Genomic DNA, 22,838 nt, shown 5'->3' with positions numbered 1-22,838 from the left:
ATCCATGGAACAACAGGCAACGGATATCATCGTGGCATCGCAGGCCGCGCTCCGGCAAGCGAGCGCGTTGGCGGTTCAATATTCCTTCTCCGTCATCGGCGCGCTTCTTCTTCTCATCATCGGCTGGCTTGCCGCGACTTTCCTCCAGCGTTGGGCATTCCAGGGACTGTCACGCATTCGCGGTTTCGACGCAACCCTTGCAGGCTTCTTTGCCGGCGCTATCCGCTATGTCGTGCTCATCCTCGTCATGGTGATGGTGCTTGGCCAGTTCGGTGTGCAGACCGCATCCATTCTCGCTGCACTCGGTGCCGCAGGTCTTGCCATCGGTCTGGCTCTCCAAGGTACGCTACAGAACATTGCAGCTGGTATCATGCTTCTGGTCCTTCGCCCGTTTCGAGTTGGGGAATATATCGAGACGAGTGCAGTCTCCGGCACCATCATTGAAATCGGCCTTTTCGCCACCGAACTCAAGACGAGCGATGGACTGTATCGACTTGCGCCAAATTCTACCCTGTGGAACGTACCGATCACCAACCACAGCCGCTTTCCATCGCGTCGCCACGAGCTGAGCGTTACGGTGCCGAAGGGCGAAAGTATTGCCGAGACACAGGATATGTTGATGCAGATCGCGCGCAATGAAAGCCGTGTGCTGCTCGACCCTGCTCCGACCACATTCGTCGATGCCGCCAGCGCCGACAGCGCAACCGTCAAGCTGCGCTACTGGGTGCGCAGCGCAAACTGGTTTGCAACGACACGCGACATCACGAAGGCGCTGAAGCTTGCTTTCGAGGAACGCGAGGCTAAGGTTGAGGACACGCCGTCGGAATGACGAAAGGCCGGGTGAACCGGCTTTTCTCTTTGCATTAGCGCTTAACTTCATTGCCCCATGGTCGAGCGATGTGCCCATCCCGTCATGCGCTTCTCTACCCAGGCCATGATGGCGTACATGACGATACCTTCGACCGCGAGCATCAGCAGCCCGGCAAACACCAGTGGCACGTTGAACTGGCTTTGAGCCGAACTCATCATGTTGCCCAGTCCGTTATTGGAGGCGACGGTTTCCGATACAACGGATCCCACGAAGGCGAGCGTGATGGCAATTTTCAAGGAACCGAAGAAATAGGGCATGCAGCGCGGGATGCCCACTTTCAGCATGATATCCATCTTCTTGGCGCCCAGCGCCCGCAACACATCTTCGGTGTCCGGTTCGATCGTGGCGAGGCCGGTGGCAACGTTGACGACGATGGGAAAGAAGGAAATCAGGAACGCCGTCAGCACCGCAGGCACGGTTCCGATGCCGAACCAGATGACGAGAACCGGCACCAGTGCCACCTTGGGGATCGCGTTGAAGCCGATCATCAGCGGATAAAGCCCGGCATAGATCGTCTTCGACCAGCCGATGAAGAGACCTATGCCGAGACCGGCGACGACGGCAATCGCAAAGCCGAGTGTCGTGGTGTAAAGCGTTTGTAGCGAGTTCTTCCAGATCGGCGACCAGTATTGCACCACGGCCTGGGCCACGCGCGTGGGCGATGGCAGCACCGTCTGCGGCATCTTAAGCGCAAAGACGAGCAGTTCCCAGGCGGCGAAAAGAGCGAGCGTGTAGAGCCAGGGCGCAGCCTTGACCCAGTTGATGCGCTCAACGAGCGGCTTTCTTTGGGCAGTCGCAAGCTGGCCTTCGACAACCGCACTCATGCCGCCACCCTCGCCTGGGCGATCTCTCCATGCAGTTCCTGAACCATGTCATTGAAACCCCTTTCGTACATCAGCGACAACTGGCGCGGCCGCTCGAATGGCACGCGGTGCTCCGCAAGCACCCTACCCGGCCTGGCGCTCATGACGAAAATCTTGTCGGCCAGGAATACCGCCTCGCGCAGATCATGGGTGACCAGAATGATCGTCACGCGCTGGACAGCGTGAAGATCACGGATGACGCACCACAATTCCTCACGGGTGAAGGCGTCCAGGGCGCCGAAAGGCTCATCCAGCATCAGCAGTTGCGGCTCGTGAATGAGAGCACGACAAAGATTGGCGCGTTGCTGCATGCCGCCGGAAAGCTGCCAGGGAAACTTCGATCCGAAGCCTTTGAGGCCGACAATTTCCAGCAGTCGCTCGGCTTTTGCCACATACTCCGCCTTGTTGGCGCGCAGGCGGCGGCGATGTCTTTCAACGATCTCCAGCGGCAGCAAGATGTTTTCAAGTGTCGTGCGCCACGGCAGCATTGTGGGGTTCTGAAACGCCATGCCTACGATGGAAACCGGTTCTGTCACCTGCTTGCCGCCGACAATGACATTACCACTTTGGGGAATGTGCAGGCCTGTGACGAGCTTCATCAGCGTCGACTTTCCGCAGCCGGACGGCCCGACAACGGCTGCAAACTCCCCTCTGTCTACCGTGAGCTTTAGGTTCGAGACGGCGAGCGTACCCGACGCACCTCCATAGCGCATATCGACCCCGTCGATTTCCACCAGATGAGACATATCGTGAGTTCCTGTTATCTTCCAAAAGATACGTTACGGTCGCCTACGCAAGGACCAAACGCCATGAAGCGATCTTCTCCATGGATGGATGCTCGGGTCGAGCCCGAGCATGACAATCTATCGGGCTTGTCGCTCCAGGCCACCATCAGGGAAGCATACGCTCTTCCTTTGGCGGCAGATAACTTGCGTCGAAAACCTGCTCGGCCTTCACGTTCCCCTTAAGGCCAATAGAAATCTTCAGCGTTTCCATGGAAGCGGCAAGGCGCAAGGGATCGACCCCACCCATGCCGTTTTCGGTCACGTAGGGCGTCTTGATGTTCATCGAGTTTGCCATAGTCAGTCGCTGCAATTCGATGTCGGGATTGAGCGTTTCGTTACGCTTTAATACTGCCGCAACGCCCTCTTCCGGGTTCTTGACCGCATCGGCAAAACCCTTTGCAAGTGCTTTAAGGAAACCCTTAACGGCCTGCGGATTTTTTGCCGCAAAATCAGTATTTACGAGAACGGCGTTGCCATAAAGATTCAAGCCGTGTTCGGCCATCAGGATGGTCGCGATATCGTCATCAGCAATGCCCTGGGCCTTGAGGTTGAGAATCACCGAGAAGGCAAAGCCGAAAACGGCATCGACATCGCCTTTCGCCAGCATCGGCTCGCGAACAGGAAAACCGATCGACTGGATGGTAATCTTGCTGTCATCGATCTTGGCGACTTGCTTGAAGGCGTTCCACTGCGCGAAGGCGCCATCTGGCGGCGGGGCGCCGAGCTTCTTGCCTTGCAGAGACTTCGGGTCTTCGGTCACGCCTAGGGACTTGCGGCCAACAACCGCGAATGTGGGGCGTTCGTAGACCATATAAACGGCCGTCACCTTTTGGGATGGGTCTTCATCGAGAAACTTCATGACGGAATTGATGTCACCGAAGCCCATTTGATATGCGCCGGTTGCAACACGAGGAATGGCCTCGACTGACCCGTTACCGCTATCGATGGTAACATCCAGGCCTTCGGCCTTGAAATATCCTTTGTCGAGCGCAAGAAGAAATCCAGCAGACGGGCCTTCGAATTTCCAGTCGAGTGTGAATTTGATTGGCGTATCGGCCAAGGCTGCAAGTGGTGCGATGGATACACCGGCGAGCATGGAAATTGCGGCCAAAGCCGCTGCTTTTGAAAACAGCCTTCGCGTCAACATTCAGAAATTTCCCTCTGGAGGTTTTTATGTCGTTGTCGCCATACAAACCAATTTCATTCTGCATGGCAAGAACTAATAGCCCATAAAATACGCAAAAGAATTTTTGCTTATATTTTGACCTATTCACGCGCTAACGAAGGCATGGAGAGCGATTTTTAGGCTGAAAACTATCGTGGTGAGGGTGATACTCGAAGATATGAACACATCGTTCTGCCCATCATGGATTGCGAAACGGCCAAAGAGGATCAAGATGACAGAACCAACCGGCATTCTGGAGACAAGCATGACACCGGCCCTCGGCATCCACCACATCACCATGATCACCCGAAAGGTTCAGGCAAATGTGGATTTTTACGCCGGCTTCCTGGGACTTCGGCTGGTCAAACGGACCGCCGGCTTCGAAGACGCCATGCAGCTTCATCTTTTTTACGGTGACTACGCCGCCTCCCCAGGCTCGCTGATGACCTTTCTCGTCTGGGAAGATGGTGGACAGGGCCGCGTCGGCTACGGCCAGACGCTCGATGTTTCTCTTGCCATAGACCCCGCCAGCATCGGCTTCTGGCTGACGCGCGCCTTGCAGGCGGGCGTTCGAACCGAGGGACCTATGGAGGAGTTTGGCGAACCCGTCATCCGGCTTAAAGATCCTGACGGCATCATCGTCAAGCTCGTCGGCACCTCTGCTTTTCCAGAGGCTCAACCACACGAGGTGCCAGGAATACCCCTCGGACATGCCATCCGTCGTATTCGCGGCGCGACCGTTCTCAGTGAAGTGCCGGAAGAAACGGAGAGTTTCTTGTCCAAACATTTCGGCTACGCCCATCACGGCAAACAGGGCGCTGTCCGCCGCATGTCTTCCGCTTCCGGCGATGTTGTCGATGTCAGAGATGCTTTGGGCTTCTGGTCAAGCGCGCCAGGGACGGGCACGGTCGATCATATCGCCTTTCGCGCCCGTGATATGGATGAGCTGGAAGAGACGCTCACCCACCTGAAGTCCTTGAACTCTTCCACGACCAACGCCCACGATCGGAAATATTTCCACTCTCTTTACGTGCGCGAACCGGGCGGTGTGCTGATCGAAATGGCAAGCGACGCACCGGGCATGACCGTCGACGAGCCCCTGGAAAGGCTCGGCGAAGAGTTGTTCATTCCGACCCTCTTCATGCGCGATGAAGAGGATGTTCGCGTAGCGTTGCCTCAATTTTCCACTCCCGGAGAGGAGCGCGTAATCTATCGGGAGCTTCCCTTCGTCCACCGTTTCTACACGCCGGCGGAGCCTGATGGCAGCGTCATCGTTCTGCTCCATGGCTCCGGCGGCAGCGAGACAAGCCTCATGGCACTGGCGCACCGGGCAAACCCTGCGGCCACCCTTCTGGGTGTTCGCGGACGCAGCACCGAAGAGGACATGGCACGCTGGTTTCGCCGCTTCGGCGATCTCAACTTCGACCAGAAGGACATCGCCGCCGAAGCGGAGGCCTTTGCGGCATTCATGGAAGGCGCGGTCCAGTCTTACGGGATCGACCGAAACACTGTGAGCTTCATTGGCCATTCCAATGGCGCCAACTTCCTCGCTGCTTTCTTCGCTCTTCACCCGGAATGGATGGCCGATGCCCTTTTGTTGCGCCCCATGCCGGTTCTGGAACACTGGCCCGCGGTCGATTTTTCATCGCGAAGCCTCATGATCGCAGCAGGCGAAACAGACCGACATCGTGACAAGGCAGAAGAGCTTGCGGGGCTACTGAAGGACCGCGGCGCCGATGTGGAGGTGCGGGTTTTGCCGAACAATCACGACATCGGGTTCGACGATGTCGAACTGGCAAAGGAGTGGGTTGCGGCCCGCTCAGCCAGCTAAAGCATCGTTAAAGAAAATCGAGCGTTGCCCGTCCGACAGGACGCACAACGCTCGAGGGTCAGAACCGAAGCTGAAGGAGAGACTGGCCAATCAGTCATCAAACTAAGGCGATACGGCTTGCAGATACCGCAATAAAAGGCTTTAAAAAACAGAGCTATACGCGGAGTGCTTATGACGTCTTTCCTGTTGCTTCTATTGATCGGCTATGTCGTTGCGTTTTTCTATACGCTGAATGCCAGCATCAAGAACTCAAGACGCCTGGCAGAGCTTGAACAGGAAGTGTCGAGCCTGAAGGCGAAGATGACGGCAGGCGTTCTGTCCACGGCTGATGCCGGAGCGGTTGCTCGCGCACCCGAGGAAGATGCAAAACCTGCCGAGGAGCTCACGCCATCAGAACCGCTCGCCGCACCAGCGGAGGCGGATAGACAGGTTGTCCCGCCACCGCTTCCCGTCAGACCAACCGTTGAACAGGTGACGGAAGAGAGTACGGTCTCCGGCCAGGCCGCGGCGTTTGAAGCCGCGCCGAAAGAAAGTTTCGAAAGCAGGCTCGGTGCGCGTTGGGCCGTCTGGCTTGGCGGCATCACGCTTGGGCTCGGTGGCATATTGCTGGTCAAATACTCCATCGAAAATGGTCTTCTCAGCCCTGCCGTGCGCCTTGCCATGGCGGCACTCTTCGGCATGCTGCTGGCCGCGGCTGGCGAAGCGATTCGCCGCAAAGCCGTACCCGGCATCCAGGCAGCTTACTCCAACGCGATGATCCCAGGTGTGTTGACGGCCGCGGCCTCACTGACGCTCTTCGGAGTCGTCTTCGCAGCTTACGGCGTTTACGAATATATCGGGCCGACGGCAGCATTCATCCTTCTTGCGCTCGTGGCTTTTGCCACATTGGGCCTGTCGCTGCTCCACGGCCAGGCTCTTGCTGGGCTGGGGCTCTTCGGCTCCATGATCACACCTGCTCTCATCGTGACGGAGACACCCAATATATGGGCGCTCTTCGGCTTCCTCACGGTTTCGTGGACCGCGACGACGCTAGCGGCACGGTACCAGAGGTGGCTGATCGTGCCAGCGCTCGCCAATATCGGCCTCGGACTATGGGGTGTTGGCTACACGATGGCGTCGGATCCCGTTCTTGCAGAGCCTGTCACGTTCGCAATGCTCGCAATGGTGGCGGGCTCCATCTGGATCTGGCCCGGTAAGGCTTTCGAACATACGCAGGATAACGAGGCGGCTTTGAGTACCGAGGCCACGGGAAAACCCGCCAAGCGGTTTGTTGCCATTCTCACAAGAGCGCCGCTCACTATCAATCTGACGGTTTCCCTTTCCATCGTTCTGACAGCGCTGGCCATGCTTGCCAGCGGCTCCGGCATCAGCATGCACCCCGCCTTCGTTGTCGCAGTTCTGATTATCGGCCTTGCTGCGCTCGGTGCAGGACGCGTGAATGCGGTTTGGCCCGCAATATTCTCCTCGCTCGCGGCGCTCGGTTGCGCCAATCTTCTGGCCCAAAACAGCTTGGAGTTTCTTAACGGCTTCAATTCCGGCACGGCACCGGCAACATTGGCAGTGGATCACAGCCTTCAGGCGTCCATCACCCGGATCATGGGCATTGTCTTCCTGCTCTTTGCTGTGGAAGCCACACGCCGGAGAAGCGCGAAGGATCCAGCGTTCGGCACTCTTTGGGCCGCCATCGGGTCCATCGTTCCGCTTGGGCTCGGCATCATCAGCTTTGTAGATTACGGCAATCTGACGCGCGACTGGCTGCACGCAGCTTACGGTCTGTCGATCGGCCTTGTCCTATTGGGCGCCGCCTATCGGTTCGACAAGCGGGCCAAGCCAGCCTTTCAGCTGCCGGTCAACATCATGCTGGTCGGTTCGTTTCTCGCCTTCGTGTTGACCATCCACGCACTGACGAGTGGTCTTTTCACCACGCTCCTCATCCCGCTCCTCGGCTTTGTCTATGTTTTAGCGACGAAGTACCGCAATTGGCCTGCCCTTGCATGGGTCATGGCTCTGGCGCTTCTCTTCGTTCTCGGCCGCATCGCCTGGGAGCCGACCATCGTCGGTCCGCAGAACCTCGGCACGACCCCGGTCTTCAACGCGCTTCTTCTGGGCTATGGCGTTCCTGCGCTGCTTGCGGTGCTTTCCGCGTGGCTCCTGCGTCACTCGCCGGATCTACGCGTCCGAAACTTCCTTCAGGCGCTTGCAAGTCTCATGGTGCTGCTGACGCTGGCCATACTCACCCGTCATGCAATGAATGGCGGGGTTTTGAACGAGGCGGTTCCGACACTCGGGGAGCAATCCATCTACACGCTGCTGACCATTGGCATGTCCGGGGTGTTGATGACGCTGGATATGAAAAGCCCCAGCCCGGTTTTCCGTTACGGTTCGATGGTTACCGGCTGCCTTGCCATGGTCAACGTGCTGGCCGCTCATTTCCTGGCGCTCAATCCTTACTTCACCGGGGAGAATACCGGGCGTTGGCCGTTCTTCAATCTATTGCTGATTGGCTATCTTCTGCCAGGCCTTGCCTATGCTGGCCTTGCCTTTTACGCCCAGGGAAAACGGCCTCGGCTTTACGTCACGCTGCTGGCGCTTGCGGGCGCAACCTTGGGCTTCGCCTGGGCAACGCTTTCCGTGCGCCGTTTCTGGCAAGGGGAAAACATTGCCGACTGGAAGGGATTCCTGCAGGGCGAAACCTACAGCTATTCCGTCGTCTGGCTTGCCATCGGGGTGCTTATGCTGGCGCTTGGCTCCCGCTTTGATGCCAAGAGCCTTCGGCTTGCTTCCGCCGGGCTCGTGCTTCTGGCCGTCGCCAAAGCCTTCCTCATCGATATGAGTAATCTGGAAGGTGTGCTGCGTGCCCTCTCCTTCATCGGGCTCGGCGTGGTACTGATTGGGATCGGGCTTTTCTACCAAAAGATTTTGACCACAAAACCCAAGGACGCAAAGGTCGAGGAATGATTGCGCCGACGCCTTGGCCACTTTAAAACGCGGTTTTATCGAACTGAGGAATCGCGAATGCATGCGGACTCTTTTGCGCCTTTTGAGGCACTGGCCGAAACTCTGATTCCGCATGCTGCGCAAGGTGATGACGGTTCGCATGATCTCGCGCATATCCACCGCGTTTTCCGCAATGCCACGCGTATTCACGCGCAGGAAGGTGGAAACGGACCGGTTCTCGTCGCAAGCGTTCTTCTGCATGATTGCGTATCGGTCGAAAAGAACTCGCCTCTGCGGTCACAGGCATCACGCCTTGCAGCAGAAAAGGCACGAGGCATTTTATCGGATCTCGGCTGGAGCGCAGCGGACGTAGACGCCGTTGCGCATGCCATATTGACGCACAGTTTTTCAGCCAATCTTGTGCCGGAAACGCTTGAGGCAAAGATCCTCCAGGATGCCGACAGGCTCGATGCGATCGGCATGGTGGGGGCGGCCCGCTGCTTCTACATCGCCGGGCGCATGGGTTCGGCCCTCTACGATCCGGTCGATCCGCTGGCAAAAAACCGCCCGCTGGACGACCGGCGCTTTGCGATCGATCACTTCGAAAACAAGCTGTTCAAACTCGCCGATGGCTTTCAGACGAAAGCCGGGCGGCAGCTGGCTATAGAGCGACATCAGCGCCTCAAGCAGGTGCTGGATATGTTTCTGGACGAAATCTGAGGGGAATAGCGATGCAGATCAGGCAACTGAATATCTATCCTGTCAAAAGCGCGCGCGGTATTTCTCTGTCTGAGAGCATCATTTCCGCCGAAGGCCTGCGGGGTGACCGCCGTGCCATGATCGTCGATGCCGCTGGCCAGTTCATCACCCAGCGCGAAATGCCTGCACTCGCGACTCTGAACGTGGCCCCTGAGCAGGGTGGCTATCGCTTGTCCATGGAAGGCAAAGGCGAGGTGCTTGCCCTGCCCTCTTCTGCGCGTCTCGATGTCACGGTCTGGAAGTCTAGCGTCAATGCGGCCGTCGCTATCGATGAGGCCAATGCGGCGCTATCGAACTGGCTGGGCCAGGAGATGAAGCTCGCCTTCTTTGACGGACAATCGAAGCGCCTTGCCAATGTCGAATGGACCGGCGAGGAAACACCCGTGACCTTCGCCGACGGCTATCAGATCCTGGTCGCAACCACGGCCTCGCTCGAAGCTCTCAATGCGGACATGGCGGCGAATGGCGAAGGCAGCGTGGGCATGGAGCGCTTTCGCCCCAACATGGTGCTGGACACGGATGAGCCGTGGGCGGAAGACCGGTGGGCTGCCATCGACATCAACGGCATTCGCTTCGATCTCGTCAAACCCTGCACGCGCTGCATCATGACCACGCAGGACCAGATGACCGGATCGCGTGACGTGCCCTCTCCGATGAAGGCCATGGGCCGCATCCGCATGTCCGCCGACAGGCGGGTTCCTGGCGTATTGTTCGGCTGGAACCTGACCCCACGCGGAGAAGGTTTAGTCCGACTGGGCAACGTAGCGAAGGTAGTGGAGTGGCGCGACGAGGCATGGCCACTAAAACGGCGTCGTTGAAGTCTCCAGAGATCTGTCGCCATTGCATCAATGGCAGTGATGCTGCTGTCAAGAAAAGTCGCTGGTGCCTGACAGTAGGGATGACTAATACTCATCTCCTATCCGGAGGAAAACCATGACGACCATACCCAGCGTAGCCACCAGAAGGCCCATGCCCTGGCTAATCATCCTCGCCGGATCGCTGATTGCCGTCCTGACCTTCGGGCCTCGCTCGGCCATGGGTTTCTTTCAGTTACCGATGCTGGCAGACACCGGTTGGGACCGCTCGACTTTTGGCCTTGCGATGGCTTTTCAAAACCTTTTCTGGGGCCTGGGACAACCCTTCTTCGGGGCTTTGGCAGACAAGTTCGGCACAGGTCGCGTGCTCATCCTCTCAGGCCTTCTCTATGCGACAGGACTGCTTTGCATGTCGCTCGGCACCTCTCCGTTCTGGCTGCATTTCGGTGGTGGCGTTCTGGTCGGGCTTGGAATAGCTGCCGGCTCGTTTAGCGTCATCCTGTCCGCCTTCGCGCGCCATGTCACGCCTGAGCAGCGGTCTATGGCCTTCGGCATCGGCACGGCAGCGGGATCTGCCGGAATGTTCATCTTCGCGCCGATTAGTCAGGGGCTAATTTCCAACTATGGGTGGTCCGACAGCCTGGTTTTCCTCAGCGCCATGATGCTGCTGGTACCGCTCCTGGCATGGCCGCTGCGTGGCAACTCGTCTTCCGGGTCGCAATCGCAGGTGCAATTTCAACAGACCATCGGTGCTGCGCTGAAAGAAGCGCTCGGACATAAGAGCTATCTCCTCCTGACCACGGGCTTTTTCGTCTGCGGTTTCCAGGTGGCTTTCATTACGGCCCATTTCCCCGCATATCTCGGCGATATCGGTATCGAGCCCCGCTATGCCGTTATCGCCATGGCACTCATCGGGTTCTTCAATATTGGCGGATCGCTCGCTGCAGGCGTCATCGGCCAGCGCTATTCGAAGCCGCATTTTCTGGCGTATATTTACATCGGTCGTTCCATTGCTGTGACCGCATTTCTGCTTCTTCCGCAAACACCGGTATCTGTCATTATCTTTGCCGCGGTCATGGGCGTGTTATGGCTTTCAACAGTGCCGCCAACGAACGGGCTCGTCGCTATCATGTTCGGCACCCGTCACCTCGGTATGCTCGGCGGCGTGGTGTTCCTGTCGCATCAGGTCGGTTCGTTTCTTGGCGTCTGGCTCGGCGGCTTTCTCTACGACAAGCTCGGCTCCTACGATCTCGTCTGGTGGCTCGGCGTCGCCATGGGAATTTTTGCAGCAGTCGTCCATTGGCCGATCGAAGAGAAACCGGTTATGCGCCCTGCCATGGCATAGCACTGGTTGGTCTGCTCGTCTGCCAGACCAAGTGCGCCTATCGTTGGTTTATAAAGACAACCGAAACAGAGAATAAACGTGCGTTGTCTACAGCCAAATCATGCTTTGGGTCGTTGGCCTTCCTCTTACGATAGGCGTGGCACCGCTTGCGAGGTCGCTACTACCCAACGACGCGATCCTGGGCACGCTCAGTCCCGGCCGCCTGCGCTAGAGTTAGAAGTGGCTTCGCGGCCTGACCGTTGCACTTATGGATTGAGTATCTGATCTTGCGTGCTGGTGCACAGGTTACGGTCGTTAGCCTCGGCGCAGCCACCTTAATGACCCAGGAAACGCGCGCGGACTTTCTCAAGCGGTCCGACGCAGCGCTCTATACGGCAGAGCACTCGAGCCGCACCCGTATGCATATCCGCCGTGGCCTTATCCTCGGGCGAGAATCTAAAAATGCCCCTCTGGATCAAGCCGGTTTCGGGACCTCTTGATGATGCTCTTTCATCTTTCGTTCCAACGCCTTCAACGCCGCCTGGATAAAACCGTCGCGGGCGGCATTTTCTTGAATCCCTCTCGGCTCATAGACATGTCTGTTGAGAAAATGATTCGTCAGAAGAAAGGCTGCTGAGAGGCTCTGGCAATCCGCAGACGGCGCTTCGCCGCCCTGGAGAAACGGCGGAAGCGCCAGCATCCGGTCCGCATAGGGAGCACCTGCCACACGGCAAACCGCCCGGCCCGTCTTTGGAGAGACATAGATAAGATCGCTGCGAAGCCCGGTTGCAGCGCATTCGCTAAGGTCGAGACCAAAGCCGAGATCGTTCAGTACGGCTAATTCGAAGCGGACGAACAGTTCACCCGCATCAGCCGGATCGGATAAATTATCAAGAATGACATCGAGCGAACGATAAAGATGCGGGTGCGGATCACGCTCCGGCAGAAGCCGCAGCAATGCGCCCATAGCCTGGACGCCATAGACGGCCGTCGCGGTTTCCATCAACTGAGCGGCACGCAACTGAAGCGGCTCAATCCGGTACTCGCCAAGGTGATCATCAAGACGGGCACGCCACGTGACATCGACACGATTACCTGCCTGGAGCACCGGCTGCATTGTTCTGGACCGACCGCCGCGCACAAGGCCGAGGTGACGCCCACGGGCGCGCGTCATAACCTCCGCTATGACGCTCGTTTCGCCATGGCGCTTGACGCCAAGAATGATTGCCTCGTCCTGCCACTGCATGAAAATCTTGCCCAGTGTCTCAACACAAACGGAACAGATCGTCGCGTCGTCAAGCCTTTATAGCCCGTGCAGGCGCTTCGGGTCCAATGATTACGCCATAAGCCGCGTGACGAAAGCCTTCAACTCCGGCTCTGCGAAAGGCTTGTCCAGAAGCGGCGTATCGGCAAAATCCGCCGGAAAGCCGCTTGTATCACCATAGCCGCTGACGAAACCAAACGGAACGGCGTGCTCTTTCAATCGTCTTGCAAGTTCATAGCTCATGCCGTCAGAAAGACTGACATCCAACAGAACGCAATCCGGCCTGGATCTCTCAAGCGCTTCCTGCGCTTGAGCAAGCGTTGTCACGATCTCTACGGTGTCCACCCCCATGGACTGTAGACACGCCTCGGCGTCCATCGCAACCAGATACTCGTCCTCGATAATGAGAACACGTTGAGGCACCATAATTATTATCTTCTCCGGGCCGGACCCAATTGAAGGCCATCTTAATTAAAAAAATGCATGTCAGGCTGTCACATCGCAGATCAAGCCATCCACGTCATTTAAAAAAGACATATCTGGATACCGTTGCCACCCGAAGAAGTTGCAACTCAGAAGCTAGGGTGAAGCTCGGACGATGGCTATTGAAACGAAAATCACGCCTCTCAGGGTGATTGAAGACTACGTGGTGATCGTCAACAATCACATGGACGCCATTGCCACCTCCGCTCAGGAACAGTCGGTCGGACTGTCAGAGGTCAACTCGGCGGTAAACCAGATGGACCCGACGACCCCAGCAAAACGCCGCCATAGTTGAGGAGGAGAGCGCCTCTAGCACGTCGCTTGCCAGCGAAGCAGAGAAGTTGCGGCAGCTTGTCGCCAAGTTCGAACTTGCCTCGAAACGTCACTTATGCATCGCTGGCAGACCTCAGTTGGTCTCGAACGCCACAAAGCCCCTCACCTCCCCTGCCTGAAGGATGATGGCAAAGGTTGCCGGAGCCATAGGAGACCTAGCCTCAGGGAACTGGGCGGGATTCTGACGCTGGTCAGTTGCGGCGAGCTGTCGCGTCTTGAAGCGATGCGCCGCCAATCGTTGAACCGGCAGAACATTCTCTCGACAATGTTTCTAACCTTCAGACGCGCTTGCTGAAAGGATGAAGGCTGTGTGGTGGGTGGCAGCGTGCACCTTGGGTGAGGAACTGGCGCAATCCATACTGACCGCAGCGGGCGTTGACTCCAGAGCGGCCCGGCATCGGCGAGAATGGTGGCCTCGGATTTCACGATCCGCTCCCGAAGAGGATGGCCTCCTACCTGCCGCCTTTAATCTCATGAAGAAGCCCGGAAATCATAAAATGAGCATCTCCGGCGGCGTCTTTGCCGCATGATCCGGCGCCGAAGCCATTACGTTCTGGCGCAAAATACCTAGATAAACGGCCGTTTGTCGCGCGATTCGCTGTCCCAACCCGCGATCTGCGCAAGCCCCTCTTCATCCAAGACGAGACAGCCCTTGTCGATCCAGCGGATAAAATTGCGCTCGGCCAGTTTTTTCAGCGTCTTGTTAGTATGGACGATGGAAAGGCCGAGCGTATCGGCCACGTGCTGTTGCGTCACCGGGATCGGCCAGCCTTTCTGCAGCAGGCCGACGCGGATCGCTCTTTGATGCAGGAATGCCAGAAGATAGGCTGCCCTCTCGATTGCTGTGCGTCTGCCTACACTCAGTAAGTGGCTGTCGAGCATCCTCTCCTCGCTTGCGGCAATCCAGGTCAGGTCGAAGGCCAGTGAAGGGTGATCAGTGAACAGGCTTTGAAGTCTGCCCCGCTCGAAGACGCAAAGCGTCACGGGCGACAGGGCTTCCACCGAGTGTTGCATCTCGCCCATCACGGTTCCTTGCAAACCGATGAGATCGCCCGGCATCACATAGTTCAGGATCTGGCGTCGCCCGTCTTCCAGTGCCTTATAGCGAAAGCCCCAGCCTTCCAAAACGGTGAAGAGATGGGCGCTATGAGAACCTTCCATCAGGATCAGCGCTCCGCTCTCGACGGAAAGTTCACCGGTCTTGAACCGCGAAACGAAACTCAGTTCAGACGGCGAAAAGTCACGAAAATGGGGAATATCCCGAAGCGGGCACTGTTCACAGGGCGTGGTAGAAGCACCGCTTGGCTTTTTCGGCGACATAATGATCCGTGGGAGGCGAGAAAAAGTTTAATGCATCACAGCTATCACGAAACCCCTTTCCGCTTCCTTGAAAAAGGTTCCCTTACGGGAGGAAAATGCAAAAAAACATGAGGTCTTTTTAAATGCGCCGCGCTTCAGATCCTTGCTTTGCCAAAATGCTTGGCAGCAAAACCTGAAGCGTTTGCGCAACCCGTTCAGTTTCTCGGGAATTCGAGTCCCATCTCGCGAAAACGCTCAGGATCGTCGCCCCAGTTTTCCCTCACCTTGACGAAGAGGAACAGGTGAACCGGCTGTTCGAGAATTTCGGACAGCTCCTTGCGCGATGCGGACGAAATGGCCTTGATCGCCTCTCCGCCTTTGCCGAGAGCAATCTTCTTCTGGCTATCGCGCTCGACATAGATGACTTGTTCGATGCGAACCGAGCCGTCCTTTCGTTCTTCCCACTTCTCCGTCTCGACATGAGACGCGTATGGCAATTCCTGGTGGAGACGCAGGAATAGCTTCTCACGGGTGATTTCGGCCGCAAGCTGACGCATTGGCAAGTCGGAAATCTGATCCTCCGGATAGTACCAGGGACCTTGCGGTAGTTCACTCGACAGGTAATTCATCAGGTCGTCACAGCCGGAACCGTTGGTAGCGGAGATCATGAAGGTGCGATCAAAGGCTACGATTTCATTGGCCGCCGCGGCGAGCTTCAGCAGGTCTTCGCGCTTAACCTGATCAATCTTGTTAAGGCAAAGAATTTTCTTCTGGCGGACGTCTTTCAAGCCTTCCAGAATGGTTTGCGCATCACCCTTCAGACCACGCTCGCTGTCGATCAGCAGCAGGATGACATCCGCATCTTTTGCTCCGCCCCATGCGGACGTGACCATGGCGCGGTCCAGCCTGCGGCGCGGCTTGAAGATACCGGGCGTATCCATGAAGACGATCTGCGCATTGTCATGAATGGCGATGCCACGCATTACCGCGCGCGTCGTCTGCACCTTGTGGCTGACGATCGAAACCTTGGCGCCCACCAGTCGATTAACCAGCGTCGACTTGCCGGCATTGGTCGGCCCGATCAGCGCAACGAAACCGGACCGCGTCGGGACGGCGGCCTTGGCATCATCATCATTGCCCTCACCGGGCGCTGCGGCGAAATCATTCTCGGTCATGAATATCCAATCAGTTTGCGGCAGATGATTTCTGCCAGACGCCTTCGCGTTCCAATAGTTTCGTCGCGGCGACCTGTTCTGCGGCGCGCTTGGAGCGGTCGACGCCGGTTTCCGGCGCAACGCCTGGAATTTCCACAGTTACCGTGAAGCGTGGATCGTGATCCGGTCCGGAGCGATCGTCAACCCGGTAGTTGGGGGTAGCAGCGAACTTCGCATGCGCCCACTCCTGCAACTCGGTCTTCGCATCCCGGCGACCTGCATCCGCGCCGTTGGCTCGGCCTTGCCAGTATTTCAGGATGAAGCTGCGTGCAGCTTCCAAGCCGCCGTCGAGATAGATCGTGGCGATCAGGCTTTCCACGACATCGGCACGCACGTTCAGCATGGCCTTGCCCGTCAATTTCTTGACGTCGGAGCCTGTGCGAATAAAGAGATGCAGACCCATTTCATCGGCAATCGCCGCACAGGAATCAGCACTGACGAGCTGATTCAAACGAACAGAAAGCTCGCCTTCGGTCGCGTTTCTGAAAGTTGAAAACAGCAGTTCCGCCACACATAAGCCCAGAACGCGGTCGCCCAAAAACTCCAGCCGCTCATAATTGCCAGCCTTCGCCGAGCGGGCGCTTGCATGTGTCAAGGCCCGGTCAAGCCGGGCCTTTTCCTTGAATTCATATCCGATCAGCGCTTCAAGACGGGAGATCTCATCCGTCTGCAGCGGTTTGGCCTTACTCATCGAACAACCTTGAAGATGCGATCCCAGCGCATGTTTGCCGGCCATTCCCAGATGTGGCTGAATGGCGTGTCATTGCCAAGAGAGAAGAAGATGACGCTGGCGCGACCAACCAGATTTTCAGCCGGAACGAAGCCTACGTCGAAGCGGCTGTCCAGAGAGTTGTCGCGGTTGTCGCCCATCATGAAATAATGGCCCTCAGGAACGATGAACTCACGCGTGTTATCACCGCGGCTGTCTGGCGATTGATCGAGCGTGTCGTATGTCACGCCATTGTCGAGCTTCTCGCGGAAGACCGGCACGTTGGTGCCAGGATCTGCACGGTAATCCGACGTGAAGACGCCGTCCGGCTCTTTTGGAACGGGATTGCCGTTGATGTAGAGAACGCCGTTGGTCACCTGAATGCGGTCACCAGGCAGGCCGACGAGGCGCTTGATATAGTCCACTTCCGGGTTTGGCGGCAGACGGAAGACAACCACATCGCCGCGCTTTGGCTCACTGAACTCAAGAATGCGGCCTGAGAACAGGTTAGGCGAAAACGGCAGAGAGTACTTGGAATAGCCATAGGAGAACTTGTTGACGAACAGATAGTCACCAACCAGCAGCGTCGGCATCATGGAGCCGGACGGAATGGTGAACGGCTGAAACAACACGGTTCGAATAACCATCGCCAGCAGCAGAGCCTGAACGATGACCTTGACGTTTTCCCAGAGGGCGCTCTGCTTCTTTTCTGCTTTTTCGGACACTTAAGAGACCTGTCTGCTCGTTCATCGCCATTGTCATAAAACCGCTCTGCGGTCCTTTTTGATGCTTTAGTGCCTTTCAGGACCAAAGGAAAGCTTTTCTGTACGCCAGGCCACAGGCTCAGCCTGCTCGCTCACCGCTGAACCGGAAGTGCTTCAATGATAACGAAGGCTTGGGCATAGGGAAAATCATCTGTGATCGTAAGATGGATCACCGCTTCATGGCCTGCGGGCATCAGCGCCTCAAGGCGCTCGGCAGCACCGTTGGTCAACAGCATTGTCGGTTTGCCGCTTGGCAGATTGATAACGCCCATATCCTTCCAGAAAACCCCTTGCGCCAAGCCTGTGCCAAGTGCCTTGGAGCAGGCTTCTTTCGCAGCGAAGCGTTTGGCATAAGAGGCTGCACGGTTCTTGCGGCGGTCGGACTTCTCTCGTTCGACATCGGTAAAGCAGCGATGCGTGAACCTGTCGCCAAAACGCTCGATAGATGCCTCAACCCGGCGGATGTCGATAAGATCACTTCCCAGTCCAACAATCATTCAACCATATCCAGAAGCGCGTTGCGGTTTGCGGCGCGGGCAGCGATCTGCTGATGCTTGCGCTGCCGGAAGCCTCGAATGACGACATAGACCGCCGAATAGGTCAACACAGCGGATATGGCTGCCGGGACAAGCGAGCCGACCGCCATCGGCTCCAAAACCGGCTTCCACAATTGCAGGAAATTCATATGGGAGAAAATGGTGACGAAATCCACGTGGGCGGCGGTCTCATCGCCGCTGCGCCCCAGCATCAGATGCCCTAGCTCCCAGGTCGAAGCCCAGATAAGCGGAAATGTCAGGGGGTTAGCGAAGGTGGTTCCGAGTGCTGCTGCAACGAGATTTGCTCGCAGGATAAAACCGATCATCATGGCGATCAGGATATGGATACCGAGAAACGGGGTCCAGGCGACACCGACGCCGATCGCCGCACCCGCCGCCACCGCGTAAGGCGAGGCCGACAAACGAACGAGCTTCAGCTTCATGTAGCGGAACGATCGCCGAAGCCCCATTCGGGGCCAGAGTGCGGCAAGCAGGCGCTCCGAAAGCGCTAAAGGACGACGACGGCGAAAGGGCATGAGAGGACTTTATGTCATCGCCCGCATTCCGCCAAGTGGCGAAAAGGGCGCCGTAGCGTCACGGGACCATTAAAGCGCCCCATTTAAGCACGGCGGCATGTCCGCCATGCATTTTTGCATTATCTCCGGAACATGCCACGATCAACTTCGCGCTGGCGAAGCTCGAGATCGACATTCGAGACCGAACCACTGAGGTAGTCGAACTCACGTTCTTGTACAGACTTGCCACGGACAGCGCGGGCGATCTTACGAAGCGGTGCAAACATCTTCATTTCCTTTCCAGACTTGAGGCCACATCGTCAACGGCTTGATGTGCCGGAAGGCCTCTGTTGCTCTTGATTTCTGGAGTGAAGATAGTCCCCATCCGTGCTCATGACTACGGATAAGACAAGGCCGCTGCCATGCATTTAACGCATAGCATCGGCATGAAAGTCATTTTATTAGGCACCTGGTGCATTAATCGAAGGCACGCTTGACCGTAGAAACGCAATCGAGATCTTTCAACTGGGACAGAAGCTGGTTGAGCTGTCGAAGATCCCAGACCTCTACATCCAGTGAAAGCTCGGAGAAATCGGTGCCGATCCGAACCATGCTGAGCGCTCCAATGTTCACATCAAGCGTCGCGATGGACTGCGCCACCGAGGCTAGCGTCCCCGGCTCATTCAGCGCGTTGATCAAGAGCCGTGCCATGAAGCGGGACTTGTTCGCCTCGTCGAGATCCCAGCGCACATCGATCCAGCGTTCCGGCTCATCGTCAAACCGTTGCAGTGCAGGAGACTGGATCGGGTAGATGGTGATGCCCTTCCCCTTCTCCATTATGCCCACGATGCGATCGCCAGGTACGGCTCCAGTCGCGCCGAAATGGACCTCGACATTGTCAGATAGGCCGCGGATCGGCATGGGGTCAGGCCCATCCAGCAGCTCGGCTGCGCCGTCATCTTCCAAAGCGGAGCGTGATTTGCCAGGAATCTTGAAGATCATCCCGGATGCGCTGCGCATATTGAACCAGCCGTCATCGCCGGTCATCTTCACGGTCACACGCTCATCCTGATAATCGGGGAAGACCGCCCGCAGAACATCGAGCGACGACACCTCCCCTCGGCCGACAGCTGCAATCGCGTCTTCCACGTCCTTTTGGGCAAGACGATGCAGCACGGGCTTCAATGCCTCCCGCGAAAAGGTCTTGCCCGCACGCTCGAATGTTCGTTCAAGGATGCGGTAGCCCAGACCCGCATATTGCTTGCGGATCGCCATACGGGTCGCGCGGCGGATGGCAGAGCGCGCCTTGCCGGTGACAACCACCTCTTCCCATGCGGCAGGCGGCACCTGGACGCCGGATCTAATGATTTCAACCTCGTCGCCGTTGTTGAGCCGCGTAACGAGCGGCATGATACGACCGTTGATCTTGGCGCCTACCGTCGTGTCGCCGATATTGGTGTGAACCGCATAGGCGAAGTCGATGGGCGTTGCACCACGCGGAAGTGCGATAAGCTTCCCCTTCGGGGTAAAGCAGAAGACCTGATCCTGAAACAGTTCGAGCTTGGTGTGCTCAAGAAATTCTTCGGGATTATCACCTTCGGCCAGCGACTCGATTGTGTGACGCAGCCAGGAATAGGCATTGGTTTCGGTGGAAAGCTGCTCCGTATCGCCCGTTTCGCCATCCTTGTAGAGCGAATGCGCGGCGATACCGAATTCAGCTATCTCGTGCATGCGTCGAGTGCGGATTTGCAGTTCGATACGTTGTCTCGAAGGACCGACGATCGTGGTGTGGATTGAACGATAGTCATTCTGCTTTGGAGTGGAAATATAGTCCTTGAAGCGACCGGGTACCACGCGCCAGCGCGTATGGACGATGCCGAGCGCACGGTAGCACGACGGAATATCTTGCACGAGAATGCGAAAGCCGTAGACGTCCGACAGTTGCTCAAAGGAGAGCGACTTGGACTGCATCTTGCGGAAAACCGAATACGGCTTCTTCTGCCGTCCCTTAACCATGGCGCCCTCGACACCATTGGAGATGAGTAGTTCTCGCAACTCGTCCTCGATCTTTTTGATCAGGCCTTCATTGCGCTCTTCAAGCTCATAGAGACGCTTCGTGACAGTTTCGAATGCTTCGGGATTAAGATAGCGGAACGAGAGATTTTCAAGCTCGTCGCGCATATCCTGCATACCCATGCGCCCTGCGAGCGGCGCATAGATTTCCATCGTCTCTTCGGAAATGCGGCTACGCTTGTCTGCCGGCATATGCTCCATGGTGCGCATATTGTGCAGACGGTCGGCAAGCTTGACGAGCAGTACGCGAACGTCGTCGGAAATGGCCAGCAACAGCTTGCGAAGGTTCTCGGCCTGCTTGGCTTTCTTGCTGACGAGATCGAGTTTCTTGAGCTTAGTCAGCCCTTCGACCAACCGGCCGATATCCTCGCCGAACATCTCGTCGATTTCAGCGCGTGTGGCGCTGGTATCCTCGATCGTGTCATGCAGAAGAGCGACCGCGATGGTCGATTCATCCAGGTGCATTTCGGTGAGGATTGCGGCGACTTCCAGCGGGTGGGAGATGTATGGATCGCCATTGGCCCGCTTTTGCTGGCCATGCTTCTGCATCGCGTAAACATAGGCCTTGTTCAACAAGGCTTCGTTCACGTCAGGTTTGTACGCCTGAACCCGTTCCACGAGTTCGTATTGTCGCATCATGAATGGGATGCCCCGAAAAAGAAAGCGCGCCAATGGACGGGAGATACCCCGCCAGATTGGCGCACGATGCTACATAATCCAGGATAAGATTATGACGACAATCATTTACAGAGGGTAACCGGACCGTAGCCGATACCACCTGCGGAGTTAACGCGTAACGCGATCATTGAGATACGCGCTGACGCCTGACCTGCCTCATGTGTCGTCACGGCAAACCCGCGCAAAACGTTTGCGCGACAAGCTCTATTAATAGTCGTCGTTCTTTTCCGGCGGAACAAGGCCTTCGATGCCGGCCAGAAGCTCCTCTTCCGACATCTGATCGAAGGTTACAGTTTCCGGCGCGTCGTCGTCTTCGTTCTCGCTGGTCGCGTTGGCAGCGAGCGTTACCGGATCGGGTTCTGGCTCATCGACTTCGACATGCTTCTGCAGCGAATGGATGAGATCTTCCTTCAGGTCGTCGGGAGACAGCGTCTCGTCGGCAATTTCGCGTAGAGCGACGACGGGGTTCTTGTCGTTATCGCGGTCAACCGTGATCTGCGAACCTTGCGAAATCTGCCGCGCACGGTGGCTTGCCAGAAGGACGAGCTCGAAGCGGTTGTCTACTTTGTCAATGCAATCTTCTACTGTGACACGGGCCATTGCCTGTCCTTTACGAGTCTTGATTTCGCTGATTAATGGTCCCGATACAGACATTGTCCGTCAATTTCAAGTTTTTCCTTATTTTCCGTCGTTTGTCTCCCCCGCGGATGCAACCAACCATACCCTTAAAAGTTAGTGCCAATTGTAGCCCAGGGTATGGACTGTTATGTAAACAAGCTTATATGAATGCTTAATAATGTATAATAGACGCAGTGTTATCCAAGCCCGGCACCGCGTTGATATTGGCGGCAGAGAGTCGCTTTGGAGGACCTCCTATATATGTTCGACCCACGTGAGAAAATTGCACTCTTTATCGACGGGGCAAACCTCTACGCAGCTTCGAAAAGTCTCGGTTTCGATATCGATTATCGCAAATTGCTGAAAGCTTTCCAGAAGCGCGGGTATCTGTTGCGCGCTTATTATTATACTGCGCTGATCGAAGATCAGGAGTACTCTTCCATCCGCCCGCTTATCGATTGGCTCGATTATAACGGCTACAAAGTAGTGACCAAGCCAGCCAAGGAATTCACCGACGCGATGGGTCGTCGCAAGATCAAGGGTAATATGGACATCGAACTCGCGGTCGATGCCATGGAGCAATCCGAGACCGTGGACCATCTTGTGCTTTTTTCCGGCGATGGCGACTTCACAACCCTGGTGGACGCCCTGCAACGAAAAGGCAGGAAGGTCTCTGTCATCTCCACCATGTCGACCCAGCCTCCCATGATAGCGGATGACCTGCGCCGTCAGGCAGACCATTTCATCGACCTGTTGTCGCTCAAGGCCGAGATTGGCCGCGATCCCAGCGAGCGCGCTCCACGCCCCTCCGAAGCGGTTGAGACGGTGGACTGAGGCCACTTTACAAGCTTTCGGCAGGCGCCCCGGTCTCAACTGGCGCGCGCCTGTTTCAACGCAATAGTATAATTTAGATATTTAGCAAATATTTAAGCATATCAAGCCATTCTTCCTGAGAATTCTTCGGTGCGAGTTGGGACACGCACAATATCAGGGGCTTTATTT

22 protein-coding genes are annotated in these 22,838 nt (G+C 56.7%); 8 read left to right on the top strand and 14 right to left on the bottom strand.

The features are described from left to right. Positions 1 to 4 precede the first annotated feature (4 nt). Positions 5 to 829: a mechanosensitive ion channel family protein gene (locus QZ869_RS08650; protein ID WP_296019495.1), complete on the top strand. Its 825-nt coding sequence runs from the start codon at positions 5 to 7 to the stop codon at positions 827 to 829. A gap of 47 nt (positions 830 to 876) precedes the next feature. On the opposite strand, the gene QZ869_RS08645 is transcribed toward QZ869_RS08650, so the two are convergent. The 3 genes from QZ869_RS08645 to QZ869_RS08635 all read right to left on the bottom strand — a co-directional run bounded on the left by QZ869_RS08645 (position 877) and on the right by QZ869_RS08635 (position 3,666). Further along, entirely contained in the window at positions 877 to 1,695 is an 819-nt protein-coding gene (locus tag QZ869_RS08645; protein WP_296100905.1) for an ABC transporter permease, read from the bottom strand. Then, complete coding sequence (locus QZ869_RS08640) at positions 1,692 to 2,480, bottom strand: ABC transporter ATP-binding protein (protein ID WP_296039968.1); 789 nt, start codon at positions 2,478 to 2,480, stop codon at positions 1,692 to 1,694. The genes QZ869_RS08645 and QZ869_RS08640 overlap by 4 nt, the downstream gene beginning before the upstream one ends. A 145-nt stretch (positions 2,481 to 2,625) precedes the next feature. After that, the gene (locus tag QZ869_RS08635; RefSeq protein WP_296104028.1) at positions 2,626 to 3,666 is read right to left on the bottom strand and encodes an ABC transporter substrate-binding protein; all 1,041 of its coding nucleotides are present in this window, start codon (positions 3,664 to 3,666) and stop codon (positions 2,626 to 2,628) included. A gap of 283 nt (positions 3,667 to 3,949) precedes the next feature. On the opposite strand from QZ869_RS08635, the gene QZ869_RS08630 reads away from it, so the two are divergent. The 5 genes from QZ869_RS08630 (at position 3,950) to QZ869_RS08610 (ending at position 11,371) form a co-directional block, all read left to right on the top strand. Next, the gene (locus QZ869_RS08630; protein ID WP_296104623.1) at positions 3,950 to 5,515 is read left to right on the top strand and encodes a VOC family protein; all 1,566 of its coding nucleotides are present in this window, start codon (positions 3,950 to 3,952) and stop codon (positions 5,513 to 5,515) included. Positions 5,516 to 5,686: 171 nt separating this feature from the next. After that, positions 5,687 to 8,473, top strand: coding sequence for a DUF2339 domain-containing protein (locus tag QZ869_RS08625; RefSeq protein ID WP_296104025.1), 2,787 nt, complete (start codon positions 5,687 to 5,689; stop codon positions 8,471 to 8,473). A 57-nt stretch (positions 8,474 to 8,530) separates the two neighbouring features. Next, entirely contained in the window at positions 8,531 to 9,172 is a 642-nt protein-coding gene (locus QZ869_RS08620; RefSeq protein WP_296039962.1) for an HD domain-containing protein, read from the top strand. Between the two features lie 11 nt (positions 9,173 to 9,183). Further along, on the top strand, positions 9,184 to 10,029 hold the full coding sequence (locus QZ869_RS08615) for an MOSC domain-containing protein (protein ID WP_296104022.1): 846 nt from the start codon (positions 9,184 to 9,186) through the stop codon (positions 10,027 to 10,029). Positions 10,030 to 10,144: 115 nt separating this feature from the next. Further along, entirely contained in the window at positions 10,145 to 11,371 is a 1,227-nt protein-coding gene (locus QZ869_RS08610; protein WP_296104019.1) for an MFS transporter, read from the top strand. A 454-nt stretch (positions 11,372 to 11,825) separates the two neighbouring features. Here QZ869_RS08610 and recO read toward each other — a convergent pair whose 3' ends face one another. Next, positions 11,826 to 12,596, bottom strand: a complete 771-nt coding sequence (recO, locus tag QZ869_RS08605; RefSeq protein ID WP_296104017.1) for a DNA repair protein RecO — start codon at positions 12,594 to 12,596, stop codon at positions 11,826 to 11,828. Between the two features lie 90 nt (positions 12,597 to 12,686). Then, the gene (locus QZ869_RS08600) at positions 12,687 to 13,040 is read right to left on the bottom strand and encodes a response regulator (RefSeq protein ID WP_296104014.1); all 354 of its coding nucleotides are present in this window, start codon (positions 13,038 to 13,040) and stop codon (positions 12,687 to 12,689) included. Between the two features lie 172 nt (positions 13,041 to 13,212). On the opposite strand from QZ869_RS08600, the gene QZ869_RS21760 reads away from it, so the two are divergent. Further along, positions 13,213 to 13,392, top strand: a complete 180-nt coding sequence (locus tag QZ869_RS21760) for a hypothetical protein (protein ID WP_367115324.1) — start codon at positions 13,213 to 13,215, stop codon at positions 13,390 to 13,392. A gap of 605 nt (positions 13,393 to 13,997) precedes the next feature. Here QZ869_RS21760 and QZ869_RS08590 read toward each other — a convergent pair. The 9 genes from QZ869_RS08590 to rpoZ form a co-directional block, all read right to left on the bottom strand. After that, positions 13,998 to 14,750, bottom strand: a complete 753-nt coding sequence (locus tag QZ869_RS08590; RefSeq protein WP_296019524.1) for a Crp/Fnr family transcriptional regulator — start codon at positions 14,748 to 14,750, stop codon at positions 13,998 to 14,000. A gap of 194 nt (positions 14,751 to 14,944) precedes the next feature. Then, the gene (gene era / locus QZ869_RS08585; RefSeq protein WP_296019526.1) at positions 14,945 to 15,904 is read right to left on the bottom strand and encodes a GTPase Era; all 960 of its coding nucleotides are present in this window, start codon (positions 15,902 to 15,904) and stop codon (positions 14,945 to 14,947) included. Between the two features lie 10 nt (positions 15,905 to 15,914). Beyond that, the gene (gene rnc / locus QZ869_RS08580) at positions 15,915 to 16,634 is read right to left on the bottom strand and encodes a ribonuclease III (RefSeq protein ID WP_296019529.1); all 720 of its coding nucleotides are present in this window, start codon (positions 16,632 to 16,634) and stop codon (positions 15,915 to 15,917) included. Beyond that, the gene (gene lepB, locus QZ869_RS08575) at positions 16,631 to 17,377 is read right to left on the bottom strand and encodes a signal peptidase I (protein WP_296019531.1); all 747 of its coding nucleotides are present in this window, start codon (positions 17,375 to 17,377) and stop codon (positions 16,631 to 16,633) included. The genes rnc and lepB overlap by 4 nt, the downstream gene beginning before the upstream one ends. Positions 17,378 to 17,508: 131 nt before the next feature. Then, complete coding sequence (gene acpS, locus QZ869_RS08570; RefSeq protein WP_296019534.1) at positions 17,509 to 17,913, bottom strand: holo-ACP synthase; 405 nt, start codon at positions 17,911 to 17,913, stop codon at positions 17,509 to 17,511. Beyond that, on the bottom strand, positions 17,910 to 18,488 hold the full coding sequence (locus QZ869_RS08565; RefSeq protein WP_296019536.1) for a DUF2062 domain-containing protein: 579 nt from the start codon (positions 18,486 to 18,488) through the stop codon (positions 17,910 to 17,912). Before QZ869_RS08565 ends, acpS begins: the two co-directional genes overlap by 4 nt. 119 nt (positions 18,489 to 18,607) lie before the next feature. Further along, positions 18,608 to 18,754: a DUF3563 domain-containing protein gene (locus QZ869_RS08560; protein ID WP_296019594.1), complete on the bottom strand. Its 147-nt coding sequence runs from the start codon at positions 18,752 to 18,754 to the stop codon at positions 18,608 to 18,610. A 190-nt stretch (positions 18,755 to 18,944) separates the two neighbouring features. Further along, entirely contained in the window at positions 18,945 to 21,179 is a 2,235-nt protein-coding gene (locus QZ869_RS08555) for a bifunctional (p)ppGpp synthetase/guanosine-3',5'-bis(diphosphate) 3'-pyrophosphohydrolase (RefSeq protein WP_296104011.1), read from the bottom strand. 246 nt (positions 21,180 to 21,425) lie between these two features. After that, entirely contained in the window at positions 21,426 to 21,818 is a 393-nt protein-coding gene (rpoZ, locus tag QZ869_RS08550; RefSeq protein ID WP_296019543.1) for a DNA-directed RNA polymerase subunit omega, read from the bottom strand. Positions 21,819 to 22,097: 279 nt separating this feature from the next. Here rpoZ and QZ869_RS08545 point away from each other — a divergent pair, with 279 nt between their 5' ends. Continuing rightward, entirely contained in the window at positions 22,098 to 22,670 is a 573-nt protein-coding gene (locus tag QZ869_RS08545; RefSeq protein WP_296019545.1) for an NYN domain-containing protein, read from the top strand. Positions 22,671 to 22,838: the final 168 nt, after the last annotated feature.

It is taken from the genome of uncultured Agrobacterium sp., from assembly GCF_913777885.1.
Taxonomy (GTDB): Bacteria; Pseudomonadota; Alphaproteobacteria; order Rhizobiales; family Rhizobiaceae; genus Agrobacterium.
This window is presented reverse-complemented; position numbering and strand designations above follow the sequence as displayed.